The following is a 23,574-nucleotide window of genomic DNA, read 5'->3' on the forward strand; positions in this document are numbered from 1 at the left end:
AAGAATACTTAACCGTTTGGGGCATAATTAAGATAAAAGTGGTCTAAGCAAACTCATTTATTGAGTAGCGTGGCCGAATGGGCAACCAATATTCCATGTAACTGTTGGGATTACCGGGTGAATAATTGGCCTCATATTTTTCTAATTCAAAACCTGAGATACCGTCATAATCTGATTCTGGTAGCCAGTCGAAAATAAACCAGGTAAGTGCTTCTTTTATCGCTTGAGCGTTACCATGAATTGGGATAACGGCATATTCTTGAGCCGGAATTTGAAGTATTTTTTCGAAAGGTAATGGACTTTGATTCTCTGATTGATAACCAGCCCAATACAAAATTTGTTGCGGATACGCCTTATTGTCATGAGTATCAATGACCCCAACGGCTTTGTCTCCTTTATGGAATGCAGGATGGGCTTTTTGGTAATGCTTGTATTGAGTTTCAAGCTCTTGCCATATTTGTGGTACACAAATCTGAAAGTCTGGCTTTGATGAAAACAATCCATGCACCCAAGAATGTCGTCCAAAAAGGGTAAAAGCGTCATGGCTTTCTATTCTAATTTGCATGAATGCTTTTGAAGGTGTCCAAGGCGACTGTATTATCGGTGGATGTTGTAATGGGGTTCTTAGCCCATGACGAGTCCCTCTTTGCCTATATTCTCTAGGTGAGCAATCGAAAAGTTGCTTAAAGGCTCGGCTAAAACTCACATCTGATTCAAAACCACAGTCGATGGCAATATCAAGATGTTTGGCATTGGAAGACAGTAATTGTTCGGCGGCTTGACTTAACCGCAGTTCACGAATGTATTGCGCAACGGTTAAGCCGGTAACCTCTAAAAATACGCGTTGTAGTTGCCAGCGGGACCAACAACTTTGCTCCGCCAATTCGATAACACTGATTGGTTGATTCAGATGCGTATGAATGAAATCAAGGATCTTTTCTATACGTGTGAATCGTGTAATTGGAACCATAAAATCGCAATACATTAAATAATAATGGTTATCATTTTATAAGAAACGCATTAAATACTCATTATTTTATTCAAACTTTCTAACCTTTACTAAACTGTAAAATAGATTAAGTCTTATTAAGACGAAAATTTGGTGCTCTCCTACTGTTTTTTACTGTGTCTACATGCTCTACTTCCGATGAAACATATCTCTGTTTAGCCTTCTTCAAAAAGGCTGAGTAACGTAATTGAATGAGGTTTTTTAAATGAGAGAAATGCCACGCACGGCGACATATTGCTCCATGTTTATTGCCGCCGGTTTGATCACCGGAGTGCTTGGCCCGAGCTTAATTTATTTATCGAATTTAGTGTCTGCCAGTGTCACAGAAATTTCAACCCTCTTCGTTGCCCGCTCTGTGGGAAATATGTTCGGCGCTATTATAGCCGGTCGCGTCTACGACAAAATTAAAGAGGCGCATCATTATATGATGGTTATGGTGCTTCTTGCTGGTATTTGCATTGCGATTACCCCTTTCTCATCAAGTCTCTGGATGCTTATCGTGATCTTTGCCGTGATGGGCTTCACTGAAATTTCGGTGAATACGGGTGGTAATTTAATGATTTTGTGGCTGCATAAGGATAAAGCCGGCTCCGCTATTTCATTACTTCATCTATGTTATAGCTTAGGCAATATGGTGGCCCCTTTAATTCTTATTTTAGGAGGCGCTTTAGGAAGTGATTACAGCGTAGGTTACTGGATGATTTTCCTTTACTCATTGATTTTTCCTTTCTTATTATGGAAACAATCAAGCCCTAAGTTTGAGTCGATGAATAAGCAAGAGGGACCTCAAGTAGTTAATAAAACCTTTTTCATTTGTTTTATGGTCACCGTTTTTCTTTACGTCAGCCTTGAGATTACCATTGCAGGTTGGATAAGTACCTATGCTGTTTTGCGGGGAGTGGATCAAACTCAAGCGGCTATTTTGGTGACTTGGTTTTATGTGGCTCTATCATTTGGTCGGTTTATTTCTGTACCTGCTTTGAGATGGGTGTCATTGGTCCATTCACTGTTTGCGTTACTGTCTTTTTCCATTATTGGCACATTGGCATTATTGTTTACAACCCTTCCTATGATGGCTGTAGTGCTCATTCTTGGGCTTGGTTGCTCGGCTTTTTTCCCAATATTGTTTTCATTTGTTAATGGTATTATTCCGTTAACAGGTAAGTTAACTGGCTATGTATTTATGGGGTGTGGTTTAGGTGCCATGATTATTCCGGCGATCACTGGGCCCTCGATAGATTACTTTGGCGCCAATGTGTATCCAATTATTTTATTATTGATGACGCTTTTACTCGTGGGAAGCTGGGCGAATTTACTAAGGCTCAGCAAAGTGTCTTAGAGCCTTAGCGTGTGAGTTACTTACTGATATTTAAATAAGGTGTCTAGGGTAAAGGCCGCAAGGTCAGTGAAGACATTGAAATGAAAATTCATCTCTTTGTATTGAGTATCGCGGCCTTTTCCAGTTAACACCAGTGCCGCCTGGCAGCCTCTTGCTATTCCAGCCTCTAAGTCACGTTTTGAGTCACCAACCATAATGGCTGGAACCGAATTAAAATTAACGCCGAGTTCCTTTTCTATAGCGTCGATCATACCAGGTTTTGGCTTACGGCAGTGACAGTCATCGTCGGGTCCATGTGGACAATACTGTATGCCAGCTATTTTACCGCCTTCTGCTTCGATAAGACGGATCATTTTTTGATGCATCTGCTCGAGTATTTCGAGTGTGTAATACCCTCTGGCAACACCAGACTGATTGGTGGCAATGTAAACGTGAAATCCCGCTTTGGACAAGGCGGCAATGGCTTTTATGCTACCTGGTATAGGCTGCCATTCGTCTAACGTTTTTACGTATTGATCTGAGTCGTAATTAATAACGCCGTCTCTATCCAAAATGATAATCGGTTTTTTGTTAGGCATAGTGCGGATTCCAAATATAGTATTCGGTCGTATTATAAGCACTTTACTGCTAACTCCACAGAAGTTTTGCGTTACAATAGGCGATACTATTGATACATGTTGTTGGATTGCTATGTCTTTTATTTCTTCTTCATTAATTACGGTTATTAAATTAATGAGTCACCTTCCCTTCTCGACCGTTCAGACAATGGGTCAAGTTGCGGGTAAGACAGTGTTGCGTTTTGATCGTAGAACTCAATCTGCCATTCATAGAAATTTACAGTTATGTTTTCCTGAGTTATCGCTAAAAGACAGACAGACAATAGCGAAGAAGCGTCTTGGCTACATGGGCCAAACCTTAGCCGAAATGAGTCACTTATGGGTAAAACCTGCCTCAGAAAGTCTCAATCTGATCGAGACTTCATCGAGTTCTCAAGGGTATGATAACCAAGCTTTTCTGGATGCCTTATCTGATGATGGTGGTGTTATTATTCTTGCTCCTCATTTAGGAAACTGGGAAATGATGAGCTATTACGTTTCTCAATATCGTAAAATGACCGCGATGTATCGTCCGCAAAAAGACGCTAAATTGAACCAATTTATTCTGGATGCAAGGCAGCAAGCTGGGTCTGAATTAGCGCCGACGAATCGTCGAGGTGTTATGCAGCTGATGAAAGCCTTGAAAGGCCTTAATGGTATGGTGGGCATTTTACCTGATCAAGTGCCTCAAAAAGGCAGCGGCGTGTTTGCGCCCTTTTTTGGGGTCTCGGCTTACACCATGACATTGGCACATCAATTAGCATTGAAGACAAATGCAAAAGTGTTTGTTGGGTCAGCGTTTCAAATAAAAAAGGGTTACCGTGTTAAGATTGTTCCTGTAGAGCCTGATTTTTACAGTGACGATGAAACGGAATCGGCGGCCTCTTTGAATCAAACCATAGAATCATTAATACGATTATACCCAGAGCAGTACCAGTGGGAGTACAAACGTTTTAAGTTGCAACCTGATAATAAAGAGTCTCTTTATAAATAACGTGGTTTAGGTTTCTCTTAGTCCTCTTTAATGCTGGCAAAAATAGCTTTATGGCAGGCTCCCAACAAGTCTTGCGGAGCGAGTCCTATATCCAGACCTCTCTTGCCCCCACTAACATAAATCCGATTAAATTCTTTGGCGCTGTCATCAATACAGGTGGCAAGGCCTTTCTTTTGACCAATCGGACTGATACCGCCAACAAGATAGCCCGTGAGTCGTTCTGCATTTTTAGGATCAGCCATATGCAATTTTTTGACTTTGAATGCATTAGACACCTTTTTAAGGTTTAACGTACTGGTTACTGGGACGATGGCGACAAAAGTTGATTTATCATCGGTCACTAGAAGTGTCTTAAATACTTGGTTTGGATTCAGGTTTAATTTTTCAGCCGCTTCCATACCAAAGTTTGTGCAATGTGTATCGTGCTCGTATTCGTGAATACTGTAGGGGATGTTTTGCTGTTTTAAACGTTTACAAGCGGGTGTCATTGTCTTCCTTCCTAATTCATAAATAAAACATCTGAGCGAACAAAATACGTTTCTTCCAGTGTCTTTAAATTAACGAGTATAGCGTCTATTTTTGCCAAAACATTGGGGTAAACAAAACTAATAAAGTAAATACCTCTAAGCGCCCCAACAGCATAGCAAAGCACAGCATCCATTTAGCTGGATCATTGATGCTTCCAAAATTTGCGGCCACTTCGCCTAAGCCAGGACCTAAGTTATTCAAGGTGGCGGCCACAGCCGACCAAGCGGTCACCTGATCTATTCCTGTGGCCATCAAACCAACCATCAAGATAACGTACACAATTAAGTAAGCGGAAAAGAAACCCCAAACGGCGGAAATGACATTTTCAGGAATCGCTTTACCGCCCAGTTTAACTGGAATAACCGCACTAGGATGCACTAAACGTTGAATCTCTCGTAGCCCCTGTTTAAGGATCAAAAGAATACGGATGACCTTCATACCGCCACCCGTTGAGCTAGCACAACCACCAGCAAACGATGTGACAATGAGAAGGAAAGGTAAAAAGTGTGGCCAACTGGCAAAGTCTGAAGTACTAAACCCTGCTGTAGTGGCAATGGAAACACTTTCGAAAATAGCGAAACGAAGAGCGGTTGACCATTCGAAGGAAGACGTAATGCCCAATACAATCGTTGAAAGGCTAATCGTGCAAAGCAAAATGAATAAGAAAAATTTCACTTCAGGGTCTTTAAAGTAATGCCAAATACTGCGATGACGCCAGGCAAAAAAGTGCAAGGCAAAATTCACGGCGGCAATAATCATAAAGGCCACACAAATCAACTCAATGACTGGACTGTTGAAATAGCCAATACTGGCATCATGCGTTGAAAACCCACCAATAGCGACCGTCGAAAAACTATGGCAGATAGCATCGAATAATGTCATGCCTGCGGCCCAATACCCAAACGCGCACAAGAGCGTTAACGTGGCATAGATATACCAAAGCGCTTTTGCTGTTTCTGCGATACGAGGCGTCAGCTTAGAGTCTTTCACTGGGCCTGGTGTTTCTGCTCGATACAGCTGCATTCCCCCTATTCCCAACATGGGCATGATCGCGACAGCCAATACGATGATCCCCATACCGCCTAACCATTGTAATAATTGGCGATAGAATAAAATGGATTTGGGGAGATCGTCTAACCCTGTAAGGATAGTTGCTCCTGTTGTTGTTAAACCTGACAAGGACTCAAATAAAGCGTCGGTAAAACTTAATGCGGCGGAGTCGGTCAGCATAAAAGGTACGGAACCGAACAGTCCTAGAACAGACCAAAATAGTACCGTTATAATAAAGCCGTCTCTAATGCTCAGATCTTGCTTTTGAGTTCTGAAAGGCAACCAGAGGCAGAATCCTCCTAGTAAATTTACGCCTAATGCGTAAATAAAAGCGTTCATTGCTCCGTCGTTATAGATGAGAGAAACCATCATTGGCGGAATCAAGGTTAGGCTAAACACCATAACCAGTAGTCCTATAACGCGAAGAATAACCTGAATGTGCATGTCTTATCCTTGATGAAAGAGACGTATAAACGGTATTGTTAATGTTATGTGTCGGAAAAAAGTTAAGCCTGTCGGCTTTTCCTCTTTCTTAATAGAGCGGCAAACGTATTTAGAAAAAGGTTAGGCCCACCTGAAACAATTGCTCTACGGCTGAAATTTGCTTCTTATTTGAGACGAAGATAATGATGTGGTCTTCTGCTTGAATCATCAGGTCGCCGGTTGCAATCAATACTTCATCACCTCGTACAACGGCTCCAATGGTCGCACCTTCTGGTAAATTTATATTAGCAATGCTGCGACCAACGACTTTAGACGATCGGTAATCTCCATGCGCTATGGCCTCTAATGCTTCTGCGGCACCTTTTCGAAGAGAGTGGACATTGACTACATCTCCTCGACGGATAAAAGATAACAATGAGCTAATGGTCGTCTGTTGAGGAGAGATCGCAATATCGATCATGCCTTCCTGCACAATATCAACATAAGCTGGATTATTAATGATGGTCATAACGGTGCGGACGCCAAGTCGTTTGGCCAGCATTGATGACATGATATTGGCTTCATCATTATTCGTTAAGGCACAAAAAACATCGGTCGATTCAATATTTTCTTCTAGCAATAACTCTTGTTTAGAGGCGTCTCCGTGCAACACAATCGTATTATCGAGCGTCTCTGACAAGTATCGACAACGTGCTGAACCTCGTTCAATGATTTTTACTCGATATTCTTTTTCCAGTGTTCTAGCAAGGCGTTCACCAATATTGCCACCACCCGCAATAATAATTCTACGATAAGGTGTGTCTAATGGGCGCAGTTCACTCATGACATCCAACACATCTCTTTGTGCTGTCAAAAAGAAAACTTCATCATGGGCGCGGATTTCGGTATTACCATCAGGTGTAATGGAATGGCCATCTCGATAGATTGCAGCGATGCGTGTTTGAATTGAAGGCATGTGTTCCTTTAAGAAACTAATGGGTTGGTTAATAAGAGGCCCACCAGTTTCTGCTTTTACGACAACCAACTGCACTTTGCCATTAGCAAACTCCATTACCTGTAAAGCACCGGGATAACGAATCAATCTTTGCAAATGTTGTGTGACGGCTTTTTCTGGACTGATACGAACGTCGATAGGCAGCGCGCTATCATCAAATAATTGCGGGTACTTCGAATAAGCACTGGAGCGAACTCGCCCAATTTTTGTAGGCGTTTTGAAAAGTGTGAAAGCCACTTGGCAAGCCACCATGTTCGTTTCATCATGGTTGCTTACGGCGATCAGCATATCGGCATCATCGCAGCCTGCTTGCTCTAATATTTCTGGGTGAGCGCCATTGCCTTCAACTGTTTGGATGTCTAATCTATCTTGTAATTCTCGTAAGAGCTTGCCGTCTACATCGATGACGGTGATGTCATTATCTTCATTCGCTAAGTTTTCTGCGAGTGTCGCTCCAACTTGTCCTGCACCTATGATTATGATTTTCATACAGTACCTTGATTGACTGAAATAATAGACAAAGGTCGAGCCTAGCTGTCCGCTTCAAGAGTCAAATTTAAATTGTGAATGTAATAGTATCTTTGTGGTGATGTGTTGGGCTAATGTTAAACCCATTAGGTTAATTAATTAATGCTGTTTTCTAAATATTATAAAATAATGTGTGTTTCTTATTTAAACTCTTTATATCTAAACAAAGAAGTCATGATTGACTCCTTTGTTGGTGTGTATTTTTACTCTAATGGCTCCCTGTTTGTTTTATCTGCTTTGAGCTATTTTTTCTAGTAAACAATAATAAAATCCATCATGCCCTTGTTTTTGGGGTAACAGTTGTCTCCCATGTTGTACTTTAACGCCGCACTCTTCTGGTAGGTCTAATGCTTTTTCAATAGCATCATCGTGTGTTTCGAGAAAGCGTGCTATTTGAAGCGCGTTCTCTTCTTCCAAAATTGAACAGGTGGCGTAAAGCAGTTGTCCTCCTGGCGCAAGGGTCTTCCAGACAGCGTGCAAAATGTTTTTTTGAGTATGCGTAAGCTCTTCGACTTCTTTTGGTTTTCTATTGATTTTAATATCTGGGTTTCTTCGAATAACACCGGTCGCTGAGCAAGGTGCATCCAATAAGATTTTGTCAAACGATTGTCCGTCCCACCATGAATCCGTATCACTTGCGTCTGCACAAATTACCTTTGCCGATAATTGTAAACGATCTAAATTTTCATGTATTTTATCTAAACGCCAAGGTTCCAATTCAAGAGCGGTGACATCTAGGTTGGCTCTTTCTAGTAAATGACCTGTTTTACCGCCAGGTGCTGCGCAAGCATCCAAGACTTTTTCTCCCTCTTTTAAGTCTAAAATAAAGGCCGCTAATTGAGCTGATTCATCTTGCACACTAAAATAGCCTAGTTCGAAATGAGGTAATTGATTCACCCTAACCGGTTTTTTAAGATACAAAGAAGAGGATGAAAACAGGCCTTTTTCTGTATCTATATCTTCTGATAACAATAGCTCTATCGCTGTTTCACGTGAAACATGGCGCTCATTTACTCTAAGACACATAGGTGGATGGCTGTTATTTGCGTCAACAATGGCGTCTAGGTTATCCGGCCAGTGTTTTTTTAAACGTTTCATAAACCACTTAGGATGAACGTATTCTACTGAAGGCATAGAATCAATGGCCGCAATGATGGCATCTTTTTCTCTTAAATAGCGACGTAATACGGCATTGATTAACTTTCCAGCCCAATTCTTATTTAATTCTTTGGACGCCTCAACCGCTTCATTAACGGCCGCATGGTCCGGTGTGTCCATATAGTCAATTTGATACAACCCTATTAGCAAGGCGGCATACAGGTCGTAGTCTTCCTCTTCAAATGGTTGTTGCAACATGCTTAAGGCAATACTGTTAAGTTTTGGATACCATCGACAAACGCCAAAACAAATTTCTTTCAACTTTGCTTGATGTTCACTGTGAACACGACTGGCGTGTTTTGTAAGTTGAGTACTAAGCGAGCCTTTGTTTTGCAATACGCCAGTGATAACTGCTATAGAAACGGAGCGGGCCGTTAAATAAAGTACAGACGATTCTGAAAAGTATTGGTGTTTATCCGTCATGAGATACGCCTTGAGTAAGAGTTTGACCAACCTGAAGAAGATCACTGTGTTTCCCATTTAGCGCATCTTTCACGGTTAAACGTTTTCCACCAGCGAATTGAATTACAGTAAGGGCAAGCGTACCTTTTCCTGTTGCAATGTGTACCGCGTCTTTTGTGACTTGAATGATTTCCCCCGCGGCTGATTTGGAGACCATTGCCTCGTCAATAAGATGCGCACCATGAATTCTCATTGTGCCTTTACTCGTTTCTGTATAAGCAACAGGCCAAGGAGATAACCCCAGTACTTTTCGTTCCAGAGTTACGGCTTCGGCGGTCCAATCTATCTCCCCTTCTTGTTTTACTAATTTTGATGCATAACAAGCAAGTTGATCATCTTGTACTTCACTCTGTAGCTGACCTGAATCTAATTGATCTAAAGCGTTAATTAAAGCCTGGCCACCAAGAACGGCCAGTTTATCATGTAGCTCGCCTGAGGTTTGATTTGGTTCTATCTGGCAATGCGCTTTCAGTAACATATCGCCTGTATCCAAGCCCACATCCATTTGCATGATAGTAATACCCGTTTCGGAGTCCCCGGCCATCACGGCTCGATGAATCGGTGCCGCTCCGCGCCATCTGGGCAGCAGAGAGGCATGGACATTAAGACAGCCTAATCTGGGGGTGTCTAATACCGTTTTCGGTAAAATCAATCCATAGGCGGCAACAATCATTACGTCTGCGTTTAGAGCAGACAACATATTACGGTCTTCTTCTTGTTTAAAGTTCAATGGCTGATAAACAGGAATGTCATGTTCTATTGCAAGCGCTTTTACTGGGCTGGGTATAAGTTTTTGGCCTCTCCCAGAAGGTCTATCCGGTTGCGTATACGCGGCAACAATTTGATAATTACGGTCTGCTGCATGATCGATTAAAGACTGTAAACTGGATGCAGCAAACTCTGGCGTACCTGCAAAAATAATACGTAAGGGTTGAACGTCCGTATCTCTAAAAGTAATTGAATTGTCTGGCATGGAATAAGTCTCCAAAGTAAAAGTAAGTTAGAAACCACAAGGCGGATAAAAAGAAAAAATCAGGCCGAGGCCTGATTCTAAACAGTTAATCGGTTTGCATAGAAACCAAGGTAAAGCGCATAGTCCTGAATGATTCAGTCTTTCATCTTCTTGAGTTTAAGCAGCTTCGTTTTAATGCGGTTGCGTTTTAAAGGTGATAAATAATCCACCATAAGTTTGCCATCTAAGTGATCGATTTCATGCTGAACACAAACCGCCAATAGCTCATCTACATCCATTTGAAACGCTTTACCATGACGATCGAGCGCTTTCACTCTGACTTTTGCCGCGCGATAAATATGTTCATAAAACCCTGGAACCGATAAACAGCCTTCTTGTTGTTCATTTGGCGCATCATCAAGCACCTCAAACTCAGGGTTGATGAACACGATCGGATCATTTTTTTCTTCCGAAAAGTCCATAACAACTAAGCGGTGATGATAATTCACTTGTGTGGCCGCCAGCCCCAGACCGTTTTCGTCATACATTGTTTCAAGCATATCGTCGATCATCGTTTGCAGTTCTGGAGTAAACTCTGTGATGGGTTTAGCTACAGTTCGTAAGCGCGGATCAGGGAATTCTAATACCGGTAATACAGCCATAATAATTTTCCACAATTCAGTTCTATGTTGATCTTCTCACGTCTGCTTTATTTGGGAGTGATCAATGAAGGTCCAAATGCAACCCCAAACGTAATATAGACATTGAAATGAACAACTAGTCATAATTTAATGAGCCTATTGTAACGTATGTTAAAAGATTGATCAGCGTTTCTGTGGAGTCAATTACACAATTATGTTTGAATTAATAAAAGCATTATTTAGGACAAGTAATGTTTGAGCGCCTACAGGCTCAATATTTAATGAATGATTAATGTATGGCTTTATTGTTGATTGACAGCTAAGGAAAGCACAATGACGATACAACTCTCTTTTGACAGCCTCGCTGACCCGAAAAATAATCGACCGCTTAACCTATTAGATTGGTTAAGTCTAAGTTTAATGAAGGGGGCGGGACCGACACGCTTAGATCGCCTTTGGCAATATTTAACCTTGCTTGAAATGGAAGGAGATCATGAGGCCACTTTTTGTTCTGAGCTAGATACTCATTTATTCATCAAATTAAAATGGCCAAAAGACGCCGCTCATCAAGCGGGGCTGTATTGCCAACAAAGAGTGCTATCGGCTGAAACGGAGTCTAAATTGCAGCACACTCTAGAATGGTTAAAAGACGAATCACATCATTTAATTATAAAAGGCGACATGGATTACCCTATCAAGTTAAGCGAAATTCCAGTCCCCCCTATTCTTTTATACGTAAAAGGTAACCTTGAGTGTCTGTCCAGGGTTTGTTTGGGGATGGTAGGGGCACGACGCTGTAGCCATTATGGTCGCCAGTTGGGCTTTCAATTTTCCAAGCAGCTAAGTGAAGAAGGTATAACGGTAGTTAGTGGTGGCGCAACGGGCATAGACAGTGCCGCCCATGAAGGTGCCAATGCCGTTAATAGGCCGAATATTGCGGTTATGGGGACTGGCTTTGAAAAGCTTTATCCGAAAGCGAATGTTCGTTTGTTTGAGAATATTTTAAAAGCAGGCGGTGCTTGGGTCAGTGAGTACCCATTGATGACATCGGCTCGCCCTAATCTATTTCCTCCCCGTAACCGTATTATCAGTGGGTTAAGTGAAGGTGTTCTGGTTGTGGAAGCCACGGAGAAAAGCGGATCATTGATTAGCGCGAGTTACGCTTTACAACATAACAGAGAGGTCTTTGCTATTCCTGGTAGAATTGATCAAAACAATGCTCAAGGCTGCCATCGTCTGATTCAACAAGGGGCCACTTTAGTTATGGATGTGGACGATGTGTTAAACGAGTTGGTTCCCGTTATGGTGTCATCTCAGTCGCCAATCACTCAATCAAAAGGGAGTCATGAAGGACGGGCCCGATCAATACTCATGCAACCGGTCGAGGTGCCAATATCATCCTTATCTAGCGTTGCTCGGTCAGTACTGGTTTGTTTTAACAAAGTTGATAAAGAAAGCATTCTAGAATTTTCTGATTTTATGGATGTGATTGGCTGTAGTATCAGTGACTTAATGCAAGCTTTGGTTGAGTTAGAAATGTTGGCTTGTATTGAACCGTATACCACGGGATATCGACGTTGTTATTGTTATCCTTAGTCATTTGGACCGTTAGAATAGCAGAATAGATGTGTCAAAAGGTGAACTGACATTGGATGTAGGCAATGGTCCGATGAGAGAAAAGTAGAGCTAGAGTAAACCGGTGCTGTTTCTGTATATTTTGTTTTGAGGAATGTGACTCACCCTGTTTCACGTGAAGAACAGGGTGAAGTGAACCGGTGTAAAATATCGGTAATGGCCAGGTTAAGAGCCAAAAATATCGTTTTTGAGTTGCTTAATATCACGGCGTTCTTTTTTGTTTGGCTTGTGATCCGCCATGATTCGTCCGCCAAGGGTTTTATGCTGCAGGGCTTTCTTTTCACGTTTCTCAATGGATTCGGCCGTTTCTTCATAAAGAAGCTGTGCTTCTGGAGCACCGCGTCTTTGTTCGCTAATGGCTTTGATAACGACTGTCTTTTCATCGTATCCTAGTTTCAGTGTCAAGGTTGCGCCCACCTCAACTGAACGACTGGCTTTGCCCTTGGCGCCATTATAAGACACCTTTCCCCCGTCAATAGCGTCTTTACAAAGTGAACGTGTTTTGTAAAAACGTGCGGCCCATAGCCATTTGTCTAAACGTATTGCTTGTGGAGCGGGCTGTTTTTCTGCTTTACTCATAAGAGACTGTATTTACCTATCTGATTTCTATTATTTGCACTCTGTATATTGAGTGTTATGTTGAGGCGTAATTTACTATGAAGGATGTCAACGGCCACCCGTTTTTTGTTGAGCTACAGCAGATAATACACAATGCTGCTGATGCCATCATGGATATTTATCAGCGAAACGATTTAGGTATACAAAAAAAGTCAGATGACAGTCCCGTTACGGCCGCGGATATGGCCGCCCATCATATCATTCTTGAGGGACTAAAAAAGCTAACACCAGATATCCCAGTGCTTTCTGAAGAAGGTATATATCCATTTGAAGAAAGAGTGACTTGGCCACGTTTATGGGTAGTTGACCCATTAGACGGGACCAAAGAATTCATCAAACGTAATGGTGAATTCAGCGTTAATATTGCTTTGGTTGAAAACCACATACCTATTTTAGGTATGGTGTATTTACCTGTGACTCAAGAAGGGTTCTTTGGCGTAACGGGAGACGTTGAAGGGTTACCAAAAGGCGCGATTAAATGGACCGAGGACGGTTATCAGGTGATTCAGGCGAGAGCGCCTGCGTCTACCCTAGTTGCGATGACAAGCCGCAGCCACAGTCCTGAATTGCCAGAGTCCTTAAAAACTGAGCTATTGAATGATTTTTCTCATATTCAAGAAATTCCAAAAGGCAGTTCGATTAAAGCGTGCCGAATTGCAGAAGGTGTGGCGGATATTCATTTACGCCGTGGGCCAACAAGCGAGTGGGACACCGCCGCCACTCAAGCGATTGTCGAAGGCGCTGGTGGTGTGCTAATGGACTTTAACGGGGTTCCTTTTGCTTATAATAAACGCACTTCATTATTGAACGGCCACTTCTTTGTGGCTACGTCCGCCTTGGCCCCTGTCATTTTAGAATGGTATAAGTCAGAGCGGCCCTAGCGAATGCTGGCGGTCGTTGATGTTGAAAAACGAGTACCATAAGTGACTACTTACTCCTGCTTTTTACTCTTTATACTTGAATACTTTCTCTTAATACCGCTCGTTTTCGACTCATAATATGGCGAATGAGTATTTATCATAATGGTGGATTCGTTTACATATAAACAGTGGCCGTGTATGGAAAAAGCCGAATTCTACTTATCCTTGCATACCCCCCACTCATAGATGAATGATAAACTGTGCGGAACGAAAAGGTGCAACCTTATAGTAGAGTGCATTTTGATGAATCGATATCGGAGAAGAATGTGTCGGCGAACAATGTTCAAAAAGGGTTAACTCAGGAAAATATCCAGTCTGTAAAAGCCTATCTAATGGGCCTACAGGATCATATTTGTGCCGCATTGGAAATGTTTGAACCGCAAGCGCGCTTTAAAGAAGACGCGTGGGATCGTTCAAATGGAGGCGGTGGCCGTACTCGTGTTATTGAAAATGGCGATGTGTTTGAAAAAGGTGGCGTAAATTTCTCTCATGTTATGGGGGATAAGCTCCCTCCTTCGGCAACGGCAGACCGTCCTGAATTAGCGGGTGGTCGTTTCGAAGCAATGGGAGTGTCATTGGTGATGCACCCTAAAAACCCTTATGTACCGACCTCTCATGCGAACGTTCGGTTGTTCGTGGTTCACAAAGAAGGCATGGAATCCGTTTGGTGGTTTGGTGGTGGTTTTGATTTAACACCTTATTACGGTTTTGATGAAGATTGCACTCAATGGCATCAAACGGCTTTAGAAGCATGTGAACCATTTGGGGACGACTATTACGATCGCTTCAAAAAATGGTGTGATGGCTATTTCCATCTGAAGCATCGAGGTGAGCCTCGTGGTATTGGTGGCTTATTCTTTGATGATTTTTCTGAGTTGGGCTTTGACGGTAGCTTTGCATTTATGCAGTCTGTTGGCGATGCTTATACTAAGGCGTATCCCCCGATTGTTGCAAAACGACTGGCAACGCCTTATGGCGAAAGGGAACGTGACTTTCAATTAAATCGTCGCGGTCGTTATGTTGAGTTTAATCTGGTGTTTGATCGAGGAACTCACTTTGGATTACAAAGTGGCGCGGGTCGAACCGAATCTATTTTGATGTCACTACCACCAGAAGTGAAATGGGGCTACGACTATAAACCCGATGAAGGAACGGAAGAGGCGCGTTTATTAACGCATTTTTTGACGGATAAAGACTGGCTAAATCGAGGACAGTAATGTGACAAATGAATCAATAAACATGGATCAGTACGGTGTATTCGGTAACCCAATTGCTCACAGCAAGTCGCCTGATATCCATCATTTTTTTGCGAAGTCAACCTTGCAATCGTTGACGTATTCCAAATTATTGGGGGATGTAGATACTTTCGAATTACAAGTAAAAGAGTTCTTTAGGGAAGGCGGTAAGGGGTTGAATGTTACCGTACCGTTTAAAGAAAGAGCCTTTAATCTGTGTGATGTAGTGAGCCCCAGAGCAAAGCAAGCTGGTGCTGTTAACACTTTGCTTGTGGGTAAAAATGGCCAGATTTTTGGGGATAACACCGATGGTGTCGGTATGGTGAGAGACATTTGTGAGAACCATGGTCAATCCTTAACGGGAAAACGCGTATTGGTCTTAGGCGCTGGTGGGGCGGTTCGCGGCGTTTTAGAACCTTTACGTAATGAGTCTCCAAAGGAAATAGTGATCGCTAATCGTACCTTATCAAAGGCGCAGGTTCTCGCAGAGCATTTCAGTCAAGAAGCCATCTCAGTTATAGCCAGTGAGTTTGATCAGGTTACTGGGGAATTTGATGTCATTATTAATGGGACATCAGCCAGTTTAAGTGGTGACTTACCTCCGCTGCCTGAGTCGGTTATCCACTCAGACACTTGGTGCTATGACATGATGTATGCAAAAGAGCCAACGGTGTTTCTTAAATGGGCTTATGAATTGGGAGCCAAAGGTTCCGATGGTTTAGGTATGTTGGTTGAGCAGGCCGCTGAAGCGTTTTTCTTGTGGCGTATGAAGCGACCTGATACGGATTCCCTTATTAATAAGATGCGTGCCGACCTTGAGTAACGTCATTGTTAATGTCATTTGTTGATGCAAAGTAAGGTATTGAAATGAAGGCCCAATGGTTCAATCAAGTTCAACAAATAGGTAAAGTACGCTGGCAACAAGCGATCGGTGAGACAAAGTATCCTTTTGCTCAATATGCGTTCCATGCTGCACTTGAAGACAGTGGCAGTGTCGGAGGTGAGACCGGTTGGTATCCAGAGTACATCTTGTTGATGGAAGACGATGATACCCCTGTTGCTATAGTGCCTACTTATTTGAAAACGCATTCTCAGGGTGAATTTGTTTTTGATTGGTCATGGGCTGATGCTTACCAGCGCTATGGTTATCCCTATTTTCCGAAACGAATATGGGCTGTCCCCTTTTCTCCTGTAACGGGCCCACGTATTTTTACAGCGTTGGATCCTCAGGGTAATTCAATGGAACTTTTAGGCTTATACGCGACCGTTGGCGATTTATTAACACAAAGAACACAACAACAAACGATGTCCAGCTGGCATCTTTTGTTTACCAAGTCTCACGTGAAACAGGCGTTTGTTGATGATCCAATTTTGTCGAGAGTGTCTTGCCAATTTCATTGGTTTAATCGTGATTATAGAGATATGGAGCATTATCTGGAGCATTTTTCGAGTCGTAAACGCAAAAGTGCTCGTAAAGAACGTCAAAAGGTGGTTCAACAGGGAATCCGTTTACAGCGCAAACTGGGCGTGGAATTGACGGAAGATGACCTTTCTTTTTTTTATCTGTGTTATCAATCGACTTACGCTAAACGTGGACAGTATGGGTATTTAACACGCGAGTTTTTCCAGCAGTTAGTGCAAACTATGGGTGAACAGGTTGTACTGGTGCTGGCGTATCATGATGATCAGGCCGTGGCGGCTTCTTGGTGTTTCTTTGACGATCAGTCATTGTATGGTCGCTATTGGGGTTGTCTGCAAGAGTTTGATTGTTTGCACTTTGAAGCTTGTTATTACCAAGGCATTGAATTTTGTCTCGAAAAAGGCCTGCAGCACTTTGATCCAGGCACTCAAGGTGAGCATAAAATTGCTCGTGGTTTTGAACCTGTTTATTCTCATAGTTTGCATTACATAGATAATGAAGGCTTCCGAGAGGCAATCGAGGCTTTTTGTAAAGAAGAAGCGCAATCTGTTGTTCTGTATCATCAAGAAACAACCAATCTGTTACCTTTTAAAACCGCTTAATGAGCGTATTATTCACTCTCCAATTCAAAGAGTATCTTCTTTACAAACAACGTTATCTTAAGGTGTGATATGGGCGTTAAAAGTGCAATGTATTTATTACTATTGGCATCAATTTGGGGGGCGTCATTTTTATTTATGAGAATTGGCGCTCCACCACTTGGCCCAGTATGGTTGATTGAATCACGCGTAGGTTTCGCCGCCTTGTTTTTATGCGTCGTTGCCTTATTGATGAAGAAAAAATTACACCTTAGGCAGCACTGGAAACATTATACCTTCCTTGGTGTGATGAGCAGTGCTCTGCCCTTTCTTTGTTACGGTTATGCTGCACAGTATTTAACGGCTTCTATGATGTCTATTATTAACGCCTTAACACCCGTATTTGGCGCGGCAATTGGAGCTTTGTATTTTCGTAAACCCTTAACTCGTAATGCCGTGATCGGGTTAAGTCTTGGGGTACTGGGTGTAGCGGTTATTGTCGGCTTTGATGCCGATTTGTTAAAAAATCAAGCGTGGTTTGCTGTATTGGTCGTGTTGGGCGCACCTTTATGCTATGGCGTAGCGGCCACCTATACACAAGTAGTAAGCCCTGTTGCTCCCTTTAATAATGCACAAGGTTCCATGTTAATGGCAACCATTGCCCTATTACCCATTGCTCTCTTTTTTACACCTAATACGACACCTAATGCAGTGGAATCGATTTCAGTAATTGCCCTTGGCGTTGTTTGTACTGGCGTGGCTTATCTGATTTTCTTTAAACTTTTAGAGGATATTGGCTCCTCTTCCTTGCTTACCGTTACCTTCCTGATTCCGATTTTTGGTGTCTTCTGGGGAGTGGTGTTTTTGGATGAAAAAGTAGGTATTCATACTTTTATCGGTGGCGTATTAGTGGTACTTGGTACGATGAAAACGACAGGGTTTTCATTTACAAAAGCGTTAAAGACAGAGCAATAAACCGTTTAGTATAAATGAGGAAGACTTTGGCTAGCTCGTATCGGCGAGTCTAGCCAAAGTTTATTATGCGGTAAAAGGAGGTTACATATCTTGATGTGGCCCAAACACCTCGTAATGAATTCGATCATCACTAACGCCAAATGTTTCCAGCTGTTGTTTTGCAAACTTCATAAAACCTATGGGTCCACAAAGATAGAAATCACCGTTTTCCAAAGGTAAATTCTCAATCGTGCTTAAGTCCATTAATCCGTGATGAATAAGAGGATCTTCACTGTGGTCGTTGTTGTACCAAGTATGATGAGTTAAATTAAGCGCTTGCGTTAGCTGTAAGACTCGCTTCTTGAAAGAGTGCTGCTGGCGATTCTCACAAGCGTGCAGATGCATGACAGGTCGCTGATAGCCTGTTTGAGCCAGGCTTTCCAAAATAGAAATCATAGGCGTTAAACCGACGCCAGCGGATAGGGTTACCACAGGTCGATTGCGATCAACAAAAAAGAAATCGCCTGCAGGGGCAAAGAGTTCAACCTCTTCATTTAACCGTAAGCCATCATGTAAGTAATTGGACACTAGCCCAGGCACTCCCATTACTTCTCGTTTTACTGAAATTCTATAGGTTTCACCATTCGCCGTATCAGATAAAGAGTATTGGCGTATTTGCTCATATTCTGAGTTTTTTGGTTGTACTTTTATACCGAGGTATTGACCTGGTAAAAAGCCAATAACCGCTTGTTGATCGAGAGGTTCAAAGATTAAGCTTTTCACCAGTTCGGACTCAATACGTTTTTCTATTAAGCGGAATTTTCTAGCGCCTTTCCAACCTCCTTCCGCCTCTGCTCTTGCTTGATAAAGAGCGCCTTCTCGCTGGATAAAAACATCGGCTAATTGCCCGTAAGCGGCGGTCCAAGCGTCTTCTATTTCAGAGGTAAAAGCATCTTGAGCAAGTTCACGTAAGGTTTCAATCAAATGGTGGCCAACGATGGCATAGTGATCAGCTTGAATAGAAAGGCTTGTGTGTTTTTGGGCAATTTTTTCGACGGCTTGCGTCAGTACTGGCAAGTTATCTATGTGCTTTGCATAGGCGGCAATTGCATTAAACAAGGCCAATGATTGGGCTCCAGAATGCTGGTTACTCATATTAAAAATATGTTTTAACTCTGGGTTATGCTTGAACATACGCTGATAGAAATGTTGGGTAAGGGAATTACCAACATCTTCTAATAAAGGAATAGTACTTTTTACGGTAGCAATCTGGCTTTCTGTAAGCATGGTTGTTCCTCGACGATAAAATTAAAAAAGCATTTTTAGTAAACCTATTTGCTGTATTGCATTGCCTATGCCAAGAAGTAAAAACCTTTATAAAACAATAATGCTAACAGAATTTAAAAATGATTCATGTCAAAATGACCTATAATATTTATAGGTTAAAATGACCTATTTAGGTCAAACTGTTTTAGTATTTAAGCGTGGCCGTTAAAGGTTAATACTGACCTTAGTGCCAATTCGAAAGAGAGTACGTTATGGCAGCCATATCTTCTAATGCGTTGATTGATCTTGCGATTGATTTAACAAACAGTGTTACAGGGATCGATAGGTTCGATCGATTATTGACAGTGATTCGTCAAACCATCTCTTGTGATGCGGTGGTACTCTTACGTCAACAGGGTCGAATTCTTGTTCCTTTGGCACAACACGGACTTTTAAAAGATACGCTTGGTCGACGTTTTGATATTGACTCCCACCCTCGTTTTTTAGAAATATGCCGCTCTAAAATTCCGATCGTGTTTGAAAAACATTCGCCTTTACCTGACCCATACGATGGCATGTTATTGCTTCACGAAGGGAATCTACCTATCCATGCTTGTATGGGGCTGCCATTACTTGTGGACAATGAAGTAATTGGCGTATTGACGTTAGATAGTATGGAACCGAATGTATTTGATGATATCCCTCAAAGAACACTTGATATCATTTCCGCCATGTCGGCCGCGACATTAAACACCTCAATGTTGCTGCAAACACTTGAAACCCAATCTCAACATGTGAAGAAAGTGGTTCTGGAGTTAACCACTGAAGCCTTAGTAAAGGACGGGGGTGAAATTATTGGCAACAGTCCTGCAATGTGTAAATTAAAGCACGAACTCGAAGTCGTAGCGCCCTCTGATTTTGCTACCTTAATTGAAGGGGAAACAGGCGTTGGCAAAGAGCTGGTGGCCCGAACTTTACATCATTGTTCGAGCCGTTCAGAAGGCCCTTTAGTGTATGTAAACTGCGCGGCTCTACCTGAGAATTTAGTGGAAAGTGAGCTTTTTGGCCATGTAAAAGGTGCCTTTACGGGGGCCGATCGTACTCGAGCAGGAAAATTTAGCTTAGCAAATGGTGGGACTTTATTTCTGGATGAGATCGGAGAGTTACCTTTAGCGGCACAAGGTAAATTGTTACGGGTATTACAAAGTCATGAAATTCAACCTGTAGGACAAGACGCTATTGAATATGTTGATGTGAGAATTCTTGCGGCGACAAATCGAGTGTTAGCGGAAGAGGTAAAGGCAAAGCGTTTTCGAGTGGATCTTTATCATAGGTTAAGCGTATTCCCTATTAAAGTACCGGCACTGAGAGAGCGTTCTGGTGATGTGCCATTATTAGCTGGGTATTTTGCGGAACAGACACGGCGAAAGTTGGGGTTGTCCCAGTTGATCATTGACTCACAAGCGTTGGAGCTGCTTAGCCATTACCATTGGCCTGGAAACGTACGAGAATTAGAACATGTGATTATTCGTGCCGCATTGCATGCTAAGGCGAATACACGTCATTCTATTCCCCGTATCTGTGTGGCGGATGTGAATTATTTATTTTCTTCAGAAGAGACGAGTTTGTTGTCTCTCGAACGATCATCTAAAAATCAAGTGAGTCAAACATCAGACTTTTCAACATCGTTAAAAGATGCCACCGATCAATTTCAACGCTCCATGATATTGCAAGCGTGGGAGCATGCGACTGGGAATTGGTCTGTTGCCGCTAAATTATTGTCTATGGATAGAGCGAACTTAATACGCTTAAGTAAGCGTTTAGGTATTACTGTGGTCAGGCAAATTAAAAGAGATTGATATCATAAGAACGGTTGATAAAAGTAAGTAGTGAATGATTTACTTCGCCTTATTAAATAGAGGCTATGGCTTAAGTTTTCTTCTGGATCGACTGTCTGGCGGCACTGACTTGACGAATACGTTCCGCTGGTATTTCTAACTGAATTAATAAGTAGCGGATTAATTCCTTAGGGTAAGCTTGCTTCTCTAATGCGATGGCCATGCAATCTAGCCACATTTTTTTATCTTCATAGCCTACATCTATGTGTGAGTGCGCTTGTGGAATACTGATGGAACCATATTTCTGGCTATATAAGCGTTCTCCTCCCATCCAACCAGATAGAAAACAATAGAGTTTATCAATGGACAGTTTTAAATCCGTTGGGTGCATGTCCCTGAGTTTTTTAAACTCACTTTGAGTGCTCATGGTTAGATAGAAATCTTCTACTAATTGATGTAATCCTTTGTGCCCTCCGACAGCCCTCAACGTACTATCACCTTTTCCGTAATCAATATTGTCTGGCTTATCTATTGTCATAAATGCTTCCTTTTGATGTTACATACTATTGAGCAAACGGGTTATTTTTCTTCTTTATCCATTTTTATGGAATTTCGGTATCCGCCTACTGAGGCCAATAAGCCAATGATGACACTCATAACGAAAGGGATCTCGAACAGTAACGTAATACTAAAAAATACGATACCGACGGCTAAACCTTCGACAATCGGTTTCAACTTCTTTTTCATAAACACTCCGAACAAAAATAGTATGACAGCCAGTTTAATAAAATCTGAATTAAATTGCTGCTTTTACCTGTTTTTTTTAATAGAGAGTGTATTTATACACTTGATCTTATTTTGTGGATAAATTTAGAGTAACATTATGACTTTGTATATTGGACGAATTGAGTACTTTGTCCCCATTTTTTGAAAAAAAGTATGTATAACACCTCATACTACCCACAATCCGATCGTTAAAATGTAGGCTGTGAATAACTTTTTACAGTATCTCATCTTGGTTATCCACAAAGGGTCAATGCCTTATGTCAGCGTTTTATTCGATAGTGAGCCGTTTCCAACAAGATCGTGCTGTGCATAACCGTATATGGCACATGTCATGGCCGCCTATGCTAGCGAACATTACAACGCCGCTATTAGGCCTAGTGGATACTATGGTGGTTGGGCACCTTGGCACCGCGACTCATATGGGCGCTGTCGCGATTGGGGCAAGTGTGTTTAGCTTTATTTTTTGGGCATTCGGCTTTTTACGTATGGGATCAACAGGGTTAACCGCTCAAGCCCTTGGTAAAAAAGACGTCACTCGTGTTCGTGAACTCTTATTTCAATCGGTTTTAATGGGCTTTTCTATTGGTCTATTATTGATTTTATGTAGAGGTCCTATTTTAGAATTAGCGATGTCTTTGATGTCTCCAAGTAAAGAGATTGAACCTTGGGCAAGAGTGTATTTTGAAGCGCGTATTATGAGTGCTCCAGCTGTATTAGCGGGTTATGCTTTGATTGGCTGGTTCTTCGGTATTCAATACTCCAAAGGTCCGTTGTGGGTCTTATTGGTGATTAATATCGCCAATATGATTTTGGATTATTACGCTGTATACCATCTTAATATGGCAAGTGACGGGGTGGCTTGGGCAACGGTGTGGTCGCACTACATTGGTGTGATTCTGGCCATCTTTCTGGCGGCTAAGAAATTACGCCATATGTCTGGCGCCGTTCCTGTCGTTGCTTTGATTAAATGGCGAGCTTATATTGAGTTGGTGCAAGTGAATCGCTATTTATTTGTACGAACGGTTCTGTTGTTAATTGTTATGAGCTTTTTTACAGCGCAAAGCGCGCAGCAAAGTGATGCAATTCTGGCGGCGAATTCCGTATTACTGACGTTTGTTCTCATTATTTCCAATGCATTGGATGGCTTTGCTTTTTCAGTGGAAGCCTTATGTGGTGAAGCAAAAGGGGCTAATAATCCATCACAATTTAGAAAAACCGTTATGTTAGCTTGTGTTTGGGCTTTGTTAACCGCCATCGGCCTAACGGCGATTTTTTGGCTATTTGGGAATGCTATTATCGGCTTTTTAACCAGTGTACCCTCCGTTAAGTCGGAGGCGGCTCTGTACCTGCCTTGGCTGGTGTGGTTGCCTTTATTAAGTGTTTGGTCATTTATGTTAGATGGTGTTTTTATTGGTGTTACGGCGGTCAAACAAATGCAAAACACGATGATTTTTAGTGTGTTATTGGTGTTTTTCCCTTTATGGTACATCTCACAGCCTTTGGATAATCATGGACTGTGGATGAGCTTTTGTTGTTTGTTTGTGGCTCGAGGGTTATCTCTGTATTGGTGCTATAGACAAGCCATATCGACAGAAGTGTGGTTTGAAAAGTCATGCTCATGATGCACAG

22 protein-coding genes are annotated in these 23,574 nt (G+C 42.1%); 10 read left to right on the forward strand and 12 right to left on the reverse strand.

Annotated elements, in window-relative coordinates:
• Positions 1 to 43 precede the first annotated feature (43 nt).
• The gene (locus tag IEZ33_RS00060) at positions 44 to 970 is read right to left on the reverse strand and encodes a helix-turn-helix domain-containing protein (RefSeq protein ID WP_191601728.1); all 927 of its coding nucleotides are present in this window, start codon (positions 968 to 970) and stop codon (positions 44 to 46) included.
• Between the two features lie 244 nt (positions 971 to 1,214).
• On the opposite strand from IEZ33_RS00060, the gene IEZ33_RS00065 reads away from it, so the two are divergent.
• Positions 1,215 to 2,348, forward strand: coding sequence for an MFS transporter (locus tag IEZ33_RS00065; RefSeq protein WP_191601729.1), 1,134 nt, complete (start codon positions 1,215 to 1,217; stop codon positions 2,346 to 2,348).
• Positions 2,349 to 2,368: 20 nt separating this feature from the next.
• Here IEZ33_RS00065 and gmhB read toward each other — a convergent pair whose 3' ends face one another.
• Positions 2,369 to 2,926: a D-glycero-beta-D-manno-heptose 1,7-bisphosphate 7-phosphatase gene (gene gmhB, locus IEZ33_RS00070; protein WP_191601730.1), complete on the reverse strand. Its 558-nt coding sequence runs from the start codon at positions 2,924 to 2,926 to the stop codon at positions 2,369 to 2,371.
• Positions 2,927 to 3,038: 112 nt separating this feature from the next.
• On the opposite strand from gmhB, the gene IEZ33_RS00075 reads away from it, so the two are divergent.
• Positions 3,039 to 3,938: a lysophospholipid acyltransferase family protein gene (locus IEZ33_RS00075; RefSeq protein ID WP_191601731.1), complete on the forward strand. Its 900-nt coding sequence runs from the start codon at positions 3,039 to 3,041 to the stop codon at positions 3,936 to 3,938.
• Positions 3,939 to 3,955: 17 nt separating this feature from the next.
• Here the strand turns inward: IEZ33_RS00075 and ybaK are convergent, their stop codons facing one another.
• The 6 genes from ybaK to def form a co-directional block, all read right to left on the reverse strand.
• Positions 3,956 to 4,426, reverse strand: coding sequence for a Cys-tRNA(Pro) deacylase (gene ybaK / locus IEZ33_RS00080; protein WP_191601732.1), 471 nt, complete (start codon positions 4,424 to 4,426; stop codon positions 3,956 to 3,958).
• Positions 4,427 to 4,511: 85 nt separating this feature from the next.
• Positions 4,512 to 5,960: a TrkH family potassium uptake protein gene (locus IEZ33_RS00085; protein ID WP_191601733.1), complete on the reverse strand. Its 1,449-nt coding sequence runs from the start codon at positions 5,958 to 5,960 to the stop codon at positions 4,512 to 4,514.
• A gap of 109 nt (positions 5,961 to 6,069) precedes the next feature.
• Positions 6,070 to 7,443 carry a Trk system potassium transporter TrkA gene (gene trkA, locus IEZ33_RS00090; RefSeq protein WP_191601734.1) on the reverse strand — a complete coding sequence of 458 codons (1,374 nt, stop codon included), beginning with the start codon at positions 7,441 to 7,443 and terminating at the stop codon, positions 6,070 to 6,072.
• A gap of 267 nt (positions 7,444 to 7,710) precedes the next feature.
• On the reverse strand, positions 7,711 to 9,063 hold the full coding sequence (gene rsmB, locus IEZ33_RS00095; RefSeq protein ID WP_191601735.1) for a 16S rRNA (cytosine(967)-C(5))-methyltransferase RsmB: 1,353 nt from the start codon (positions 9,061 to 9,063) through the stop codon (positions 7,711 to 7,713).
• A complete protein-coding gene (gene fmt / locus IEZ33_RS00100) occupies positions 9,053 to 10,075 on the reverse strand; it encodes a methionyl-tRNA formyltransferase (protein ID WP_191601736.1) in 1,023 nt (340 codons plus the stop codon). Before fmt ends, rsmB begins: the two co-directional genes overlap by 11 nt.
• Positions 10,076 to 10,209: 134 nt before the next feature.
• Positions 10,210 to 10,716, reverse strand: coding sequence for a peptide deformylase (gene def, locus IEZ33_RS00105; RefSeq protein WP_191601737.1), 507 nt, complete (start codon positions 10,714 to 10,716; stop codon positions 10,210 to 10,212).
• Positions 10,717 to 11,028: 312 nt separating this feature from the next.
• On the opposite strand from def, the gene dprA reads away from it, so the two are divergent.
• The gene (dprA, locus tag IEZ33_RS00110; protein WP_191601738.1) at positions 11,029 to 12,291 is read left to right on the forward strand and encodes a DNA-processing protein DprA; all 1,263 of its coding nucleotides are present in this window, start codon (positions 11,029 to 11,031) and stop codon (positions 12,289 to 12,291) included.
• A gap of 204 nt (positions 12,292 to 12,495) precedes the next feature.
• On the opposite strand, the gene hslR is transcribed toward dprA, so the two are convergent.
• Positions 12,496 to 12,909: a ribosome-associated heat shock protein Hsp15 gene (hslR, locus tag IEZ33_RS00115; RefSeq protein ID WP_191601739.1), complete on the reverse strand. Its 414-nt coding sequence runs from the start codon at positions 12,907 to 12,909 to the stop codon at positions 12,496 to 12,498.
• Between the two features lie 77 nt (positions 12,910 to 12,986).
• On the opposite strand from hslR, the gene cysQ reads away from it, so the two are divergent.
• From cysQ to IEZ33_RS00140, 5 genes are all read left to right on the forward strand, one after another.
• Positions 12,987 to 13,829, forward strand: a complete 843-nt coding sequence (gene cysQ, locus IEZ33_RS00120; RefSeq protein WP_191601740.1) for a 3'(2'),5'-bisphosphate nucleotidase CysQ — start codon at positions 12,987 to 12,989, stop codon at positions 13,827 to 13,829.
• Positions 13,830 to 14,134: 305 nt separating this feature from the next.
• Positions 14,135 to 15,085: an oxygen-dependent coproporphyrinogen oxidase gene (hemF, locus tag IEZ33_RS00125; protein ID WP_191603473.1), complete on the forward strand. Its 951-nt coding sequence runs from the start codon at positions 14,135 to 14,137 to the stop codon at positions 15,083 to 15,085.
• Positions 15,086 to 15,107: 22 nt separating this feature from the next.
• The gene (gene aroE / locus IEZ33_RS00130) at positions 15,108 to 15,926 is read left to right on the forward strand and encodes a shikimate dehydrogenase (RefSeq protein WP_191603474.1); all 819 of its coding nucleotides are present in this window, start codon (positions 15,108 to 15,110) and stop codon (positions 15,924 to 15,926) included.
• Between the two features lie 44 nt (positions 15,927 to 15,970).
• On the forward strand, positions 15,971 to 17,125 hold the full coding sequence (locus IEZ33_RS00135) for a GNAT family N-acetyltransferase (protein WP_191601741.1): 1,155 nt from the start codon (positions 15,971 to 15,973) through the stop codon (positions 17,123 to 17,125).
• 69 nt (positions 17,126 to 17,194) lie between these two features.
• Entirely contained in the window at positions 17,195 to 18,076 is an 882-nt protein-coding gene (locus IEZ33_RS00140) for a DMT family transporter (RefSeq protein WP_191601742.1), read from the forward strand.
• An 81-nt stretch (positions 18,077 to 18,157) separates the two neighbouring features.
• Here the strand turns inward: IEZ33_RS00140 and hmpA are convergent, their stop codons facing one another.
• Positions 18,158 to 19,342 (reverse strand): NO-inducible flavohemoprotein, encoded by a 1,185-nt coding sequence (gene hmpA, locus IEZ33_RS00145; RefSeq protein ID WP_191601743.1) that lies wholly within the window; start codon positions 19,340 to 19,342, stop codon positions 18,158 to 18,160.
• Positions 19,343 to 19,593: 251 nt separating this feature from the next.
• Here hmpA and norR point away from each other — a divergent pair, with 251 nt between their 5' ends.
• The gene (gene norR, locus IEZ33_RS00150; RefSeq protein WP_191601744.1) at positions 19,594 to 21,180 is read left to right on the forward strand and encodes a nitric oxide reductase transcriptional regulator NorR; all 1,587 of its coding nucleotides are present in this window, start codon (positions 19,594 to 19,596) and stop codon (positions 21,178 to 21,180) included.
• Positions 21,181 to 21,250: 70 nt separating this feature from the next.
• Here norR and IEZ33_RS00155 read toward each other — a convergent pair whose 3' ends face one another.
• Together IEZ33_RS00155 and IEZ33_RS00160 are read right to left on the reverse strand one after the other, a co-directional pair.
• Positions 21,251 to 21,697 carry a group II truncated hemoglobin gene (locus IEZ33_RS00155; protein WP_191601745.1) on the reverse strand — a complete coding sequence of 149 codons (447 nt, stop codon included), beginning with the start codon at positions 21,695 to 21,697 and terminating at the stop codon, positions 21,251 to 21,253.
• Between the two features lie 41 nt (positions 21,698 to 21,738).
• On the reverse strand, positions 21,739 to 21,906 hold the full coding sequence (locus IEZ33_RS00160) for a hypothetical protein (RefSeq protein ID WP_191601746.1): 168 nt from the start codon (positions 21,904 to 21,906) through the stop codon (positions 21,739 to 21,741).
• Between the two features lie 296 nt (positions 21,907 to 22,202).
• Between IEZ33_RS00160 and IEZ33_RS00165 the strand changes: the two genes are divergently transcribed.
• On the forward strand, positions 22,203 to 23,567 hold the full coding sequence (locus IEZ33_RS00165; protein ID WP_240009585.1) for an MATE family efflux transporter: 1,365 nt from the start codon (positions 22,203 to 22,205) through the stop codon (positions 23,565 to 23,567).
• Positions 23,568 to 23,574: the final 7 nt, after the last annotated feature.

The sequence above is a fragment of the Marinomonas algicola genome, assembly GCF_014805825.1.
Taxonomy (GTDB): Bacteria; Pseudomonadota; Gammaproteobacteria; order Pseudomonadales; family Marinomonadaceae; genus Marinomonas; species Marinomonas algicola.

Excerpts from the sequence above, each read along its gene's own strand:
- IEZ33_RS00085 (WP_191601733.1), bottom strand. The coding sequence starts at position 5,960 with ATGCACATTCAGGTTATTCTTCGCGTTATAGGACTACTGGTTATGGTG.
- fmt (WP_191601736.1), bottom strand. The coding sequence starts at position 10,075 with ATGCCAGACAATTCAATTACTTTTAGAGATACGGACGTTCAACCCTTA.
- IEZ33_RS00135 (WP_191601741.1), top strand. The coding sequence starts at position 15,971 with ATGAAGGCCCAATGGTTCAATCAAGTTCAACAAATAGGTAAAGTACGC.
- IEZ33_RS00165 (WP_240009585.1), top strand. The coding sequence starts at position 22,203 with ATGTCAGCGTTTTATTCGATAGTGAGCCGTTTCCAACAAGATCGTGCT.
- IEZ33_RS00155 (WP_191601745.1), bottom strand. The coding sequence starts at position 21,697 with ATGACAATAGATAAGCCAGACAATATTGATTACGGAAAAGGTGATAGT.
- rsmB (WP_191601735.1), bottom strand. The coding sequence starts at position 9,063 with ATGACGGATAAACACCAATACTTTTCAGAATCGTCTGTACTTTATTTA.
- dprA (WP_191601738.1), top strand. The coding sequence starts at position 11,029 with ATGACGATACAACTCTCTTTTGACAGCCTCGCTGACCCGAAAAATAAT.
- def (WP_191601737.1), bottom strand. The coding sequence starts at position 10,716 with ATGGCTGTATTACCGGTATTAGAATTCCCTGATCCGCGCTTACGAACT.
- aroE (WP_191603474.1), top strand. The coding sequence starts at position 15,108 with ATGGATCAGTACGGTGTATTCGGTAACCCAATTGCTCACAGCAAGTCG.
- trkA (WP_191601734.1), bottom strand. The coding sequence starts at position 7,443 with ATGAAAATCATAATCATAGGTGCAGGACAAGTTGGAGCGACACTCGCA.
- hslR (WP_191601739.1), bottom strand. The coding sequence starts at position 12,909 with ATGAGTAAAGCAGAAAAACAGCCCGCTCCACAAGCAATACGTTTAGAC.
- IEZ33_RS00060 (WP_191601728.1), bottom strand. The coding sequence starts at position 970 with ATGGTTCCAATTACACGATTCACACGTATAGAAAAGATCCTTGATTTC.
- IEZ33_RS00065 (WP_191601729.1), top strand. The coding sequence starts at position 1,215 with ATGAGAGAAATGCCACGCACGGCGACATATTGCTCCATGTTTATTGCC.
- hmpA (WP_191601743.1), bottom strand. The coding sequence starts at position 19,342 with ATGCTTACAGAAAGCCAGATTGCTACCGTAAAAAGTACTATTCCTTTA.
- ybaK (WP_191601732.1), bottom strand. The coding sequence starts at position 4,426 with ATGACACCCGCTTGTAAACGTTTAAAACAGCAAAACATCCCCTACAGT.
- IEZ33_RS00140 (WP_191601742.1), top strand. The coding sequence starts at position 17,195 with ATGGGCGTTAAAAGTGCAATGTATTTATTACTATTGGCATCAATTTGG.
- norR (WP_191601744.1), top strand. The coding sequence starts at position 19,594 with ATGGCAGCCATATCTTCTAATGCGTTGATTGATCTTGCGATTGATTTA.
- cysQ (WP_191601740.1), top strand. The coding sequence starts at position 12,987 with ATGAAGGATGTCAACGGCCACCCGTTTTTTGTTGAGCTACAGCAGATA.
- IEZ33_RS00075 (WP_191601731.1), top strand. The coding sequence starts at position 3,039 with ATGTCTTTTATTTCTTCTTCATTAATTACGGTTATTAAATTAATGAGT.
- gmhB (WP_191601730.1), bottom strand. The coding sequence starts at position 2,926 with ATGCCTAACAAAAAACCGATTATCATTTTGGATAGAGACGGCGTTATT.
- IEZ33_RS00160 (WP_191601746.1), bottom strand. The coding sequence starts at position 21,906 with ATGAAAAAGAAGTTGAAACCGATTGTCGAAGGTTTAGCCGTCGGTATC.